The sequence below is a fragment of the Enorma massiliensis phI genome (assembly GCF_000311845.1).
GTDB classification, from domain to species: domain Bacteria; phylum Actinomycetota; class Coriobacteriia; order Coriobacteriales; family Coriobacteriaceae; genus Enorma; species Enorma massiliensis.
In genome coordinates this window covers 1,530,642-1,543,167 of sequence record NZ_HE978574.1, presented here as the reverse complement: position 1 = coordinate 1,543,167, position 12,526 = coordinate 1,530,642, and the positions used below count along the sequence as shown (strand labels likewise).

Genomic DNA, 12,526 nt, shown 5'->3' with positions numbered 1-12,526 from the left:
GTATAGCTACCGCTGAAAAGCACACGGGCGTTTAGCTCAGGGGGAGAGCGCTTCCCTGACACGGAAGAGGTCACAAGTTCAAATCTTGTAACGCCCACCAAACTTTCGCAGCTCAGAGCATGTCGGCTCTGAGCTGTTTTCGTATCTGTCCAAATGATGTCCAAACAGCTGTCCAAATTCGGCAGGATTCACCGGACGGTATGGAATGTCAAGATGTGCACGGACTTGAGCAGCCTGCTCTTCAGTTGGCGACATAATCCCACCAATACTCCATATTATTTATCTGTTTGGATGCCCCGGGGCCTTGGGAAGAAGTGGCGGACTGTGGGCCGTTACGTTGTGTGGAGGCTCTCAGAGCCGCCGCTTCGGTCAGGATACTTTACTGAGGCTAGAAGCCAACCTTTCGCTAAACTTGATCTCCCTGATTCCAAGTATTTTCGATTCATCACTTCAATGCCAGTGATCATTTCTACTGTCTGCGCAAAATAAAGCTGCTCGGGATGTTGGTGTGATTCTGTTGTACTATAGTTATGCTTTTACCGAATGGGGAAGGAGCTGTAGTGGATATCTCGACATGCACCTTTAGTCTTTTTTTCAACCCATTCCCAATATTAGGCGCGAAGCTTTTGAGATTGAAGCCAAGCTTGATGGCTATATGAAGCCGTTCCAAATTCACTCTGTTCCCGACGAGGCGCCTTTCGAGCTACCACGCATCTCTGCAACTACTGAGAATGGACATTCTTCGCTAAACATTGCGGCACAAAGCGCTCAAGTTTTGTCGCGATATGATGAGGCCTTTTCCAAAGATTTCGCAAAGAGTTTAAATTACTCAAAAAGCAAGGCTTTGGAGCTTTACGCCGCTCTGACGACCATGCCAGCTATCCGGCTGCATTTTGCGGGGCTAGCTGTTCAGCTTCTCATGTCCGCTTCTGAAATCGGCTCGTCACCCGTAGAATTTATCAGCGATACTTATCTGAAGGTTTCAAGCAAACTGCCAATGTCTGATGCGTCTGCAAAGCTTGTCTACAAAGTGGACAACGACTTGTACCTAAATCTTGAGGTACAGAAGATTGTCTTGACTGATCCCCTGTCGATCAACATTGGGCCCGACGGCATATCAGTAGTAAAGAAGCTTCAATCGAATAACGAGGAGATGCTGGCCATTTCCATCGACTTCAATAATCGGCTTGCATTCAATGAAGGCCGAATTCTTGGGTGTGATAAGAATACAATCGAAAGCTTCTACGGTCGCATTCAGGCTTTCCTTGAAAGTGGATTCGATATATTACTCAAGAATGGGGAGGTGAAGTTCTGATGCCTGAAACCGCAATGAAAAAAACGCCCGCCGTAGTTGCGACAACGTCAGTTGCTTCACTCATGGTGGCAACGATGTTTGCCGTCCCCATGACAGGCACCACTGGACAGAATGCTTATCTCGATACGCCCGACGCTATGGTTCGATACGTGAACAATGGCTTCGACTTCTCTACATCTACAAATTGCATGATGTTCTACGAGCAGATTCAGAAACCAAATTATGCTGCCAAGTACGCAGCCTTCGAGATGTTCGGGGAGATGAGAGGCTCGACTTCAGAAGAGAGGAGCTTGTACGGGGACATGCTTGCTCGTATGAGTAGGCCGATTGATGTGGACATCTTTGCTCTATGATGAACGGCTACATTGACTTCCTCGAAAAACTATTTCCTGCGATAGAGCCCTACACTGCGGAAAGGGCGAAGGAAGCCGTAAGGGAGTTCTCGCGTTATGGGACTAAGACACCGTTCTTCTCTCGCCCCCTAGACAGAGACTTCCAACAAGGCGATCTCTTCACGAGTGTGCCGTTTGTCTACATTGACAAGAATGGAAAGGGTCAACTCGCTGAAACCGGCGGCATGTTGCTTACCAACTCTTGCGATGCAACGCGCAATGATTTTCTTCAGTTTGCAGCTATGACCCCACTCGCAAACTACTCTACAAACCCCGCACATCAAGATGCAGTCAAGAGCAATATTAACTATGAGTATCTGTATTTTCCGGATACTGAAATTGATGACTCTTTCGTAAACTTTGGATTGATTACTTCAGTGTCTCGTGAGGCTTTTGAAAAGTATGTCAAGACTGGGAAGAGTAGGCGTATAGCTTCACTTAATGCGACGGGTTACTTCCTTTTCATTACGAAACTCACTGTTTTCTTGATGAGACCGGAGGACAGCGAGGTTTATCATGCGCGCGGCGTTGCGACTGCGTAGTCTCAGTAATATTCGGATAAGGATTGAGCGACTACTTTCATATTCAAGTAACCAGTCAAGAGAATAACAGTCTCGCTATCTACGACTAAAAACGATGTTTGTCATGGCCATATTTCATATAACAGCGGTGGTCGCCGAGCCAGGCTTCGTCACCGTTGTGCGCAGCAGCTCGTGACTACCGTCGCCTTGCGCGACATACTCGCCGGTAACTACGTCGCCCCGGCGGAGTTTGACGCGGTCGCTGACCTCCGCCCACCATGGCGGACGATACAATCGCTCGCTATGGGACGCAGAACCCTCTTGTATCCCACCCTGCGTTTCCCGCGAGGGTCCTTGATTCGACGCGAGGCTGATGCCATGATGATGTACACAGATGCAAAAACCTCCGAGGTTTTGCGAGGGCCGGTCCTCTCGGAGACTGTGAGTACTGCACGTATTTAGTACCGCCGTTCTGCGAAAGCGGTACCGGTGACTTAGTCCCAGTATCCCTTCTCCCTCTCCGCCTTCAGCCTGGCGGTGTACTCGCGCATGTTGGGGCCCTTGATGTCCAGGAACCTGGCATGCTCCACGACCCTGTTCAGGATGGAGTCCGCGCACAGGTCGGAGTTGATCCTCAGGTACCACTGGTCGGGCTCGAGCTGGGTCGCGATCAGTGTGGAGCCCCTGCCCTCCCGTGCCTCCAGTATCTCGAAGAGGTCCATCGCGTTTGCCGGGTTCTCCACCGGCGTGGTGAAGAAGTCGTCGATGATGAGCAGGCTCGGCTTCGAGAACTCGTCGAGGGCGTCGTAGAGCCTGCCCTCGGTCCTTGCGACGTTGATCTCGCGGAACATGTCGTTGAGGCGGACGTAGCGCACGGAGAGGAGCCTGCGGCACGCGGCGACGCCCAGGGCCTGGGCCAGATAGCTCTTGCCCCCGCCGCTCTCGGAGACGATGATGGATTGGCTACACTAGATTGGACAATCTGAAGAGGGCGCGAGGGACGGGAGGGAGACATGAGGGACCCGAAGCACCCGAGGCACTTCACCGACGAGTTCAAGAGGCAGATCGTCGGGCTGCACGACGCCGGCAAGCCCAGGCGCGAGATCATGGAGGAGTGCGATCTCGGCAAGAGCGCGCTCGAGCGCTGGATCAAGTCGATGAACGCCACCGGCTCGCCGCGGGCCGCGGACAACAGGACGCCCGAGCAGGACAGGGTCATCGAGCTGGAGCGCGAGGACAAGAGGCCCCGCATGGAGGTCGACGTCCCAAAGCAAGCGGCGCTGATATTCGCACGAAAGTGACGGCGATAGCGGCTAACGCCGACCGCTGCCCGGTATCAGCGCAGTGCGAGATCCTCGGCGTGCCGCGCTCCACCTACTACCACCTGCGCTCCCACCCGGAGACGCCGCCCGCGCCGGACCCCATCGAGCCCGACGTGCTCGCCGCCCACGCGGAAAGCAGGGGCAGGTACGGGTCGAGGAAGGTCAAGGCGTCGCTCGAGCGACGCGGCATATCGGCGAGCCGAAGGCGGATCGCGCGGATCATGAGGGAGAACGGCCTCTCGAGCGCGTACGGGAGGAAGCGGTTCAAGGTCCACCCCGGCAAGCCGAACGAGGCGGAGCTGCCGAACCTGGTGGCCCGCGAGTTCGACGGCCGCGCGCCGCGCACGCACGTCTGCAGCGACCTCACCTACGTGCGCGCGGGCGGATCGTGGTGCTACGTCCGCCTGCTCGTCGACCTCTACAACAGGGAGATCGTCGGCCGCGCCGCGGGCAGCAGGAGGGACGCGCTGCTCGTCAAGGCGGCCTTCGCCACCCTGGAGTTCCCGATATCCGACATCGCGGTGTTCCACACCGACCGCGGCAGCGAGTTCGACAACGCCGAGATCGACCTCATGCTAGAGGCCTTCGGCGTAGAGCGGTCGCTCTCCGCCAGGGGCTGCCCCTACGACAACGCCGTCGACGAGTCGACGAACAAGATGCTCAAGGCCGGACTCGTCTACAGGGAGAGCTTCCGGGACCTGCGCGACCTGCAGGCAGGGCTGTCCGACTACGTGCACTGGTACAACAACCTCAGGATCCACTCGACGCTCGGCTACATGAGCCCCGTCGAGTTCAGGAAGGCGGGAATGCCCCTCTCAAAACCGTCCAAATAAATGTTGCCAATCCAGGCCGTGTAGAAGCGCACCTGAGGTACCTCCACGATGCGGCTAAAACGCTCGAGCACGCGGTTGGATCGCGTCGGGTTCGCCAGCGAGAAGTCGTCCAGGATGCCGCGCAGCGTCGGCGTAATGAACAGGTAGCGGCTGCCGGTGGACACCTGCTTCTCGTCCATGTCGTTGGTCACGGCGCGTAGGGCAGCGAGCACGTCCACGGCGGACGCCTCGGAGAGGTCCTCGCCCTTCACGGTCACGCCCTCGGTAGACGCGATCTGGCTGAACGTGTAGGCGTCGCCCTCCGGCGCGACCTGCGTGCGCTGTAGCTCCGCTCCCGCCTCGACGAAGCAGTCCAGGACGCCGCTCTCCTCCACGTCCATGACGTCCGCGAACAGGCGGATGGCCCGGTCGTAGCCGAAGCTGTGCGTCTCGTACTCGTAGGTGATGGACCCGGTCTTGTAGCCCACGTTGCGGGTGTAGTCCCCGAGTCCCGTGACGGAGATCTTCGGGATGAGGATCTCCTTGGCGTTGCGCCCGGCGCGGACCATGCGCCCGCTGCTGTTCAGGCAGCGCGAGACCGCCGCCCTCTGGTACACCTCGTCGAGGATGCCGGTGTAGTTCTTCGCGAACTCGATGCTGTTGGCCATGTCTCAGCCCTCCTATGCGTTGTCGTTGGAATCGTCCACGCCGGCGAGCCTGCGCCAGCGTTTTATCGTCTTGTCGGCATCCGAGCTGGTACCGGCGTTGGGAAGTCCGGTCTTGCCACCCTGTTGCTTTGCGGGGGTGTCGGCGAACAGCCACGGCTCGGCCTCCTTGAGCGCGTCGACGTCACCGGCGTGGTCGCCCAGGACAGCACGCGCGACCTTCACGTTTCGCACGCCTGCCAGCTGCAGCTTGAAGTCGATCCGGTCGGACTCGCCCTGGGCCTTGAGCTCCGCGATCTGGTTGCGCAGTTGTTCGGCCGTCTCTGCGTTCCTGGCGGCCTCTGCCACTTGGGCTTCCAGCGCCGCGATCTTCTCGTCACGCTCCGCGACGGCCTTCTCCCAATCGGTGCCGCTCACCTGCGGCTGGTCTTGCGCCGCCTGCTGCTGCCCGAGGTCTTCCTGGGCTTGCGGCTCCTCCTGCGTCTTGTCGCCATGGTTATCACCGGCCATGTCAGCCACCTTTCGTGTCGTGGCCGACAAAGAATTCGGCCCCTTAACCTGTATGTAGGCTAAGGGGCTGTCACAAGCTCATCTAGATTCGTAGCTGAGCCAACTACTCTGTCACAATCTCATTCCTGAAGACCAGGGAGCTTTTGAAGCGAGATTCCGATTAACTTTTCGTAGCTCCGACCACCTGGACGACGGCTGACCCGCCGCTCTGCCTCGATGTCAACCTGATCGCCAGGATGCAGGGTCACTACATCGGCAGCTGAAATCGTTCCTATAGAGAGCGTTATTTCTTGCTCGCTGTCCGTGAGGACACGGAGCTTATCTTTCTGCGACATGGTTACAGTCAGGATTTTGCCAACGATGTGAATCGTCTCGCTATCGATATTTGCGTTCTGAATGACGACGGAAGCGTGTTTAGCTGTCTCATGCGTCAATCTAGACGTCTCGGGCGGCCTACCAGGTTCCTCCCATTCGAAGTCAACGTCAAGCGCGCCTTTGTCGACAGAATCACAGAAGGCTTTCATGGTAGAGGCCACGCGTGGGCCATGGTCCGTAAGTCGGTCGAGAAAATCCGTCTTGTCTGGCCCATCGACGTTGAGATCCTTAATCAGAGATGAGAATTCGTCAAACGCCAGGTCGGCAAGAGGCCGCGCGCCGATTTCGTCCTCGAGATCGAAGAGCGACTGGTCCTTCCCCTCGGGATAGAGGTCCGATATTCTGTCAAGCGTTGGAGCGACCTGTATGACCACAGAGCCAGGCATTGGCGATGCCACCATGGAAAGCTGTGTCCTACCGGTAACGCTGAATGGCAATGCGCCTGCAGAAGTCATAATTCCCTGAATGGAAGCCCCAATTGCATCAACACCGTCTTGCAGGGCCGAGAGGAACGTGCCGACGGCTTTGAGCGGTGCGGTGTGACCCTTTACGGAAGGTCCGGTGATGTGAATCACACCAATAGACGCGGGGTCGTCCTCTGGAGAGTGTTCGCGGACAAAGGCGTTCACACCCATCAGGGCCGCATCAGCAGGGTTCTCTGGCACCGTATAGGTGACATCGGGGTCAAAGCCCAGGGAGGACAAATAGTCATCGAGGTTAGGCGTCGTAGCCATCGATAATCACCTCCAGGTACCCTGCAGCCGGATAATGCCAGCGATCGTTTCCTTCAGCAAAACGTGCCTTCGACCAGAACTGGTCCCAATAACCACGTGTCACCATGTAGTTGTAGTCGTACCCGTACTCAGTTGGCGGCACTGGCAGCAAGTAGGAGTCAACACGGTCGTTCAGGCGCTTGATGAGCGGGTTCTTGTGCAGAAGGACCTGTGTAATGAACTGGCCCCTCGGGTCACTGGCAGCTTTGTTATACGCATCGCCATCAACCAGATAGACGACGTCGATATCGTGCGGCACTTCCTCTGAGGTGATAAAGCTGCCGCCAATCCATACAGCCGAGAGCCTTCCATAAGCTTGCTGCACGACGGCGGTTACTTCTTGGAATGCATCCCATATCTCACGGCGATTTGCATTGTCTTCGGGTACGTATTTATTGCGTAGCTCATCCATGGTCGTCTGATATCGGCCAAGCGGAAGAACCCTGCGAACTGCACCGATTTCTTGCAATTCAGGAATCAAGGCTCCTCCTTTCGCTTGGTTTCAAACTGCCGAAGTTTGAATTAGAAAGTATATACCCCCTGACGTCACCGAAGGCTTCACGTTACTGGACTTTTGGGTAACTGTAAGCATCTGTCCGGCAGTTAGCACTCTCAACTTGCATAGTAGGTAAAGGTCACATATTAGCTGCGCAGTCTGTAGAAACCCGCTTCGTCCACGACCATCTTACTTCCTATACAGCGCATCCAGCGTCTGCTTGTCGCCGTCTTTCCACTCAATCCATCCGTTGTTGGACCCACCCAACACGAAGTCGGCTGCGCCGCTGGGCGTCGAGAAGGAGACCGTCTTCACCAGCCGTCCGCCATCGCCATCCTGGACTAGGTCACCGGACGCCAGCAGCTCCTGCCGCAGCTTCTCGTAGCGGTCGAGCTTCGGCTTCACTTTAAGGTCAACAGGTGAGCCCTCAAGCACATCGAACGTATCGCCCGTATACACACCACGCGCGCGCACGCCGCGCCGCGAAGTGTAGAACAGCTTCACGTCCGCCAACGCGTCATCGCTATCCTCGATCTGGTAGTCGAACGTGCCCATCACGAAGGCGATCTCCTCGTAGATTTGCTCGACGGTGGGCTTTTGGTACTGGTCGATCACGTAGCGCGGATCCACCTTGTTCTCCACGGTGTACCGCTTCGATGCGGTCGCCTGCTCGATGGCGAACTTCTCAAGTGCGCTCACGTTATCGAGCGAGAACGACTGAATGTCATCCGAGAGGAACAGTATCGCCTTGTTCCAGAAGTCCTTCTTAGCGTTGTGGTCGTCGAGCCGTGCGATGCCCTGCTTGGTCTGTCCAACGTACAAACGAGAGATGGCCCCATCCTCGTCGTTGATGAGGTAGTAGATGCCGCGCATCGGCAAGTCTGCAATTTGCTTTGCGCGGGAGAGGAGCGGTCTCGGCACGAACACCGTGGTCATGGTCGAGAGCGTGCAGCGGCAGATTCGCACCCCGTTGGGCTCGCCATCAATGAACTGCGTTGTCATGGTCTTCAGTCTTGCCATACTGCGCCCCTTATCAGAGTCTATTCCTGCGGCGAGTTATCGCCAGCGCCGTGCAGGCTCCGATACACGTCATCGACAAACGCATGAACCAGCTGCCTGCGAGCTTCCTCGTTGTTCAAGAGGAAGCCATACCACTCGTTGTCCTGGTCGTAGTCTTTGACCAACGCGTCCTCAGCGCGGTCATCCACCGTGTTGCGGAAGTCGCGGGCAGTGTTGACCCTCGCACTTTGCTGCACCTTCGGATCGGCGCGGAGCGTGTCAAGCAACGAGACAAGCGACCCCGCATGCACCACGGGATCGAGCGTCAACCCGAATCGAGCGCTCCACTCCTCAATGATGCGCGAAAGCTTCTCGTACTGGTCCTCGGCAAGACCGGTGCCCGTTCCCTTCGGGATATGAACCTCAGGCTCGGGCTCAAGTGGGACACCAACGTGTTCGCCCGACTTCTCGACCGTGAAATCTTCGAGCGAGACTTTATCGGCGATGTTGAAATCGTTCCCACCACCATGACCGGAGTCAATCTCGCGAATGAGCGACACGCAGAAGTTGTACTCCATGTGCATGTTCTTGTTCACGAACGGCGCAGCCTGCAGAAGGAAGCCGTACTGCTTGATGAAGTTCCTGATGACGCGTCTGACTTCGTCGGCCTCGTCCTCCTCCATCGCCCTAACCAGCGTGGCGGCAGAGTCGAGAAGTGCCCACATGCGGCCCTTCTCGCTGTTGGTCCGATGGGCCTTCGCGAGCAGCGTGTTGAACTCTTCGACGTCATCGAGGTCGAGGATGCCATAGCCGAGGAGCCTGCGCTCGGTCTCCCTCACATCGTCGATGGTCAGCGGCTCGGTGAGCAACGTGTCCTCGTAATAAGGGGCGAACGATTTCCTCACGTTGTCGTAGCTGTTTCGGTAATCGAGAACAAAGGTGCGCTTCTCGTATGGCGGGCAGATGCGGTTGAGCCTCGAAAGCGTCTGCACGCAGGTGATGCCCGATAGACGCTTGTCCACATACATTGCCGCAAGGAGATTCTGATCGAAGCCCGTCTGGTACTTATCAGCGACGAACAGTATGCGGTAGTCATCGGTATCGAAATAGTCGGGCAGCTTCTCCTCGGCGAAACCGTTGATGCCGACCTCCGTGTAATCCGTCCCGTCAACAGAAACAGAGCCAGTGAACGCCACGAGGGCGCGGTACGAGCCCATTGTCTGCATGTGGGCTCTCCGCATCCCCTCGTATGCGAGGTAGTAGCGTACGGCCTCCTCGCGTCCAGCGGTCACCACCATCGCCTTCGCCTTGCCGCCAAGCGTCATGGCAACCGTTGATGCGAAATGGTCGACCACCACGGATAGGTTGCCCTCGATGGTCCCCGGTGCGACCGAGATGAGGCGCGCCAGCTGCCGCTTTGCGGCCTTAGATTCCAGCTCGGGATCGTCATCAATCACCTTCACGACCCTGCAATACGAATCGTAGGTCACGTAGTTCGAGGTCACATCCAGGATGAACCTCTCCTCGATGGCCTGCTTCATGGAGTACAGATCGAAAGCCACCTTTTGGCCGGATGCGTCGGTTTGGCCAAACTGCTGCAGCGTCTTGCCGGTCGGTGTCGCAGTGAAGCCGATGAGCGTGACATTCGGCTGCTTGCCAGAACGTGCGATGTCATTTGCAACGAATGCGGAGAGCTCGTCAAGCGACGAATCCTCCTCGACGCCTTCTGCGAGCGTGCTGTTCACGGCCTGCATCGTCTTGCCCGAGGTTGAGCCATGGGCCTCGTCGATGAGCACGGCAAAGTGACTGCCCTCGCCCTCGAAGGTGCCCGGCTCAAGATGCAGGAACTTCTGCATGGTCGTCACGATGATGCGATAGCTTTTATGCAACGCACGCCCGAGGTCGGCCGAGGTCTTACCCTTGTCCATTACGCACACGATGGCGGGTTCTTTGGCCGTATCGAGCACGGTGTCCTGGAGCTGCTTGTCGACAACCCGACGGTCTGTCACGATGACAACCTTGTCGAACAGTGGTGAATCGGTGCCCGGCAGATACGCTGCCGCCAGCTTATGCGATAGCCATGCGATGGTATTGGTCTTTCCCGAGCCTGCACTATGCTCTATCAGGTAGTTTCGTGCGGTAGCGTTGTGCGAGATGTCATCGACAACCTTCTGAACGGCGCGAAGCTGCTGATAGCGCGGGAAGATGCGCGTCTCGCCAATCTTCTTGCCCTGCTTGTTGCGCTTGGTCGCCATGTAGATAAAGTCGTAGATGAGGTTGAAGACGGAGTCCTTGGTAAGAACTTCCTCCCAGAGATACGCCGACCTTGGCCCTCGCGGGTTCGGCGGATTACCAGGGCCGGTCGCATGAGCATCGCCACCCTCGTTACAGCCTTTGTTGAACGGCAGGAACGACGATTCTTTGCCTCTCAGCTCGGTGCATACGTAGACCTCGTTCAGGTCTACGGCAAAGTGTGCGAGAGCGCCTGCCTTGCTGTCGAGCAGCCTCGTTGTGCAGTCGCGGTCCTCCTTGTACTGGCGTATTGCCTCGCGATAGTCCCAGCTGGTTCCGGCAGAGTTACATTTCAACTCGATAGTGAATATTGCCAAGCCGTTCAGAAAGATTACGAGATCAATCCGCTCGTCTTCCTTGTGCCAGACCTCCTGCATCACCGAGAGGTCGTTCTCCTCGAAGAGCCTGACAGCATTGGGGTCGAATACGGCAGACGGCTTCGGATACACGAGATCAAGCGTGGCTACGCCATCGAAGTCGACGCCGTCCCACAACACGCGGATGAGTCCACGCCTGCCAATATCGGTGGCGACGCGATTAAAGATGCCCTCCTCGATGTCGCCGTCGAACAGGTTCCAGAGCTTCTCGAACGTCTCGGGCTGCGTGTCCTCGATGAACGCCATGAGCATGCCAGGGTCCATCGCGCGCTTGGAATCAAACTCGAAGTTGCCGCGTTTGATGTAGCCGTTCATTTCCAGCCCGTCATAAACGAGCTGCTGGAAGTCTTTCTCGGTAAGTGGGTTCTGTACAGTCATGGGCGTATCCTAAACAACGCGGCGCTTGCCGGTAACATATTCGTAGATGAGGGACTGACGCTGGGCGCGTAGGGTTTCAAGCTGCTTGCGCTTTCCGGCGATAAGGGCATCGACCTTCGAAATCTTGTCATCGAGATACTCGACTACTGCTTGCATTTCCTCAATTGTTTCGGGTATGGCAAACGGCATGTTGAGCAGATCGAACGAAGCGATATTCTGCATTGACTCACTAGCCCCGACTGACATCATCCAGCAATAGGCTCGAGCATAGGGCGAACTCAACGCGTACCGAACATATTGATTGTGTAGGGACGTCTCGCAATCGATTTGCCAAATCTTGTCTGGCAAGTAAAGGTTGTCGCATTCCTTGTCAACCAAAGCGGCGGTTCCCACCCACTCCGAAGTATTGCAACGACTAACCAGCAATGTCCCGTACCGTACAGGGCACGACAAGCGCGGCGCCTCGTCATCGCCAACCGCCTTGTTGGCATCGGCGTTAAACCTGCCCTGAAAGACTGCGCTAAGAGACAGAACGCCGGGTTCGCCATCAATAGCCGGATACTGCGCGGCTCGCACGCTCGTGCCACTTTCAAAGTGACGAACGAGCCCCTTGAGCTTTGTCGTTTTCCATCCTGCGGGGATAATGCCAATCCAATCAATGCCACTTGGTTTTAGCTCAACATCGGGATTCAACCCTTTAGTAACTGCCTCCTGAATCAGGGATTTTCGGTAGGCATCGAGAGTTTCTAGCTGCCGCGTTACCAAGCTAATCGCGTGGTCGAGCGCCGCTGTTCTCTTGTCGAGCTCCTCGGCAATGGCTTCCTGCTCTTCGATTGGGGGTGATGGGTACACGAAATGTATGAAGTCCCCTTGAAAAAGATGTTTAATGGTGCTTGCGCCAGCGTCTATCTCGCGATACCAGTCATAAAAGACATCGGTTTGCAGCACGTAGTAGAGATACTTAGTGACATAACCATTCGATCGAGGCACGATTCTCATCAATCCGCTGTTGAGCGAGGCATGTCCTGGTAAATTGCTGACAATTGCGAGCTTTCCGATGGTCCCGTCCTTGGAAATAAGCAAATCGCCTTCCTGCAGCTTTATCTGCCAAGCTTCTTCCCACCGATCTTCCGATACATGCACGCAGCTTGACCAGTCAATATAGCCATCTCGGAAATCAGTTCCAGTGACGAGATATGCGCCTTCGTCTGTATACTCGTCACTGGTCAACCCCTGCCAACCAATTCGCCCGAATAGTCCAGCAACGTTATTGAGCCGCTCGAGCTTCCAGGACACAGG

The 12,526-nt window shown here is 56.4% G+C and carries 13 protein-coding genes and 1 tRNA gene; 6 read left to right on the top strand and 8 right to left on the bottom strand.

The window, feature by feature from the left end:
• The first annotated feature begins 25 nt into the window (after positions 1-25).
• The 4 genes from HGEM_RS06490 to HGEM_RS06475 all read left to right on the top strand — a co-directional run bounded on the left by HGEM_RS06490 (position 26) and on the right by HGEM_RS06475 (position 2,249).
• Positions 26-100, top strand: a tRNA-Val gene (locus HGEM_RS06490).
• A 555-nt stretch (positions 101-655) separates the two neighbouring features.
• Complete coding sequence (locus tag HGEM_RS09760) at positions 656-1,315, top strand: hypothetical protein (RefSeq protein ID WP_051008454.1); 660 nt, start codon at positions 656-658, stop codon at positions 1,313-1,315.
• Positions 1,315-1,668 (top strand): hypothetical protein, encoded by a 354-nt coding sequence (locus tag HGEM_RS06480; RefSeq protein ID WP_019128618.1) that lies wholly within the window; start codon positions 1,315-1,317, stop codon positions 1,666-1,668. The genes HGEM_RS09760 and HGEM_RS06480 overlap by 1 nt, the downstream gene beginning before the upstream one ends.
• Positions 1,665-2,249: a hypothetical protein gene (locus tag HGEM_RS06475; protein ID WP_019128617.1), complete on the top strand. Its 585-nt coding sequence runs from the start codon at positions 1,665-1,667 to the stop codon at positions 2,247-2,249. The genes HGEM_RS06480 and HGEM_RS06475 overlap by 4 nt, the downstream gene beginning before the upstream one ends.
• Positions 2,250-2,722: 473 nt before the next feature.
• On the opposite strand, the gene HGEM_RS06470 is transcribed toward HGEM_RS06475, so the two are convergent.
• Positions 2,723-3,181 carry an ATP-binding protein gene (locus HGEM_RS06470; RefSeq protein WP_268257923.1) on the bottom strand — a complete coding sequence of 153 codons (459 nt, stop codon included), beginning with the start codon at positions 3,179-3,181 and terminating at the stop codon, positions 2,723-2,725.
• A gap of 60 nt (positions 3,182-3,241) precedes the next feature.
• Between HGEM_RS06470 and HGEM_RS10480 the strand changes: the two genes are divergently transcribed.
• Both HGEM_RS10480 and HGEM_RS06460 read left to right on the top strand, forming a co-directional pair.
• On the top strand, positions 3,242-3,529 hold the full coding sequence (locus tag HGEM_RS10480) for a transposase (RefSeq protein WP_019128615.1): 288 nt from the start codon (positions 3,242-3,244) through the stop codon (positions 3,527-3,529).
• Positions 3,526-4,383 carry an IS3 family transposase gene (locus HGEM_RS06460; protein ID WP_019128614.1) on the top strand — a complete coding sequence of 286 codons (858 nt, stop codon included), beginning with the start codon at positions 3,526-3,528 and terminating at the stop codon, positions 4,381-4,383. The genes HGEM_RS10480 and HGEM_RS06460 overlap by 4 nt, the downstream gene beginning before the upstream one ends.
• On the opposite strand, the gene HGEM_RS06455 is transcribed toward HGEM_RS06460, so the two are convergent.
• The 7 genes from HGEM_RS06455 to HGEM_RS09755 all read right to left on the bottom strand — a co-directional run bounded on the left by HGEM_RS06455 (position 4,323) and on the right by HGEM_RS09755 (position 12,523).
• Positions 4,323-5,030: a hypothetical protein gene (locus HGEM_RS06455; protein ID WP_019128613.1), complete on the bottom strand. Its 708-nt coding sequence runs from the start codon at positions 5,028-5,030 to the stop codon at positions 4,323-4,325. The genes HGEM_RS06460 and HGEM_RS06455 overlap by 61 nt on opposite strands.
• A 12-nt stretch (positions 5,031-5,042) precedes the next feature.
• Positions 5,043-5,537 (bottom strand): hypothetical protein, encoded by a 495-nt coding sequence (locus tag HGEM_RS06450; RefSeq protein ID WP_019128612.1) that lies wholly within the window; start codon positions 5,535-5,537, stop codon positions 5,043-5,045.
• A 119-nt stretch (positions 5,538-5,656) separates the two neighbouring features.
• The gene (locus tag HGEM_RS06445) at positions 5,657-6,646 is read right to left on the bottom strand and encodes a hypothetical protein (RefSeq protein ID WP_019128611.1); all 990 of its coding nucleotides are present in this window, start codon (positions 6,644-6,646) and stop codon (positions 5,657-5,659) included.
• Positions 6,630-7,166, bottom strand: coding sequence for a DUF6932 family protein (locus HGEM_RS06440; protein WP_019128610.1), 537 nt, complete (start codon positions 7,164-7,166; stop codon positions 6,630-6,632). Before HGEM_RS06440 ends, HGEM_RS06445 begins: the two co-directional genes overlap by 17 nt.
• Before the next feature lie 204 nt (positions 7,167-7,370).
• The gene (locus HGEM_RS06435) at positions 7,371-8,201 is read right to left on the bottom strand and encodes a GIY-YIG nuclease family protein (protein ID WP_019128609.1); all 831 of its coding nucleotides are present in this window, start codon (positions 8,199-8,201) and stop codon (positions 7,371-7,373) included.
• 20 nt (positions 8,202-8,221) lie between these two features.
• Positions 8,222-11,227, bottom strand: a complete 3,006-nt coding sequence (locus tag HGEM_RS06430; protein ID WP_035100755.1) for a DEAD/DEAH box helicase family protein — start codon at positions 11,225-11,227, stop codon at positions 8,222-8,224.
• 9 nt (positions 11,228-11,236) lie between these two features.
• Positions 11,237-12,523, bottom strand: coding sequence for a restriction endonuclease subunit S (locus tag HGEM_RS09755; RefSeq protein ID WP_019128607.1), 1,287 nt, complete (start codon positions 12,521-12,523; stop codon positions 11,237-11,239).
• Between the last annotated feature and the right edge of the window lie 3 nt (positions 12,524-12,526).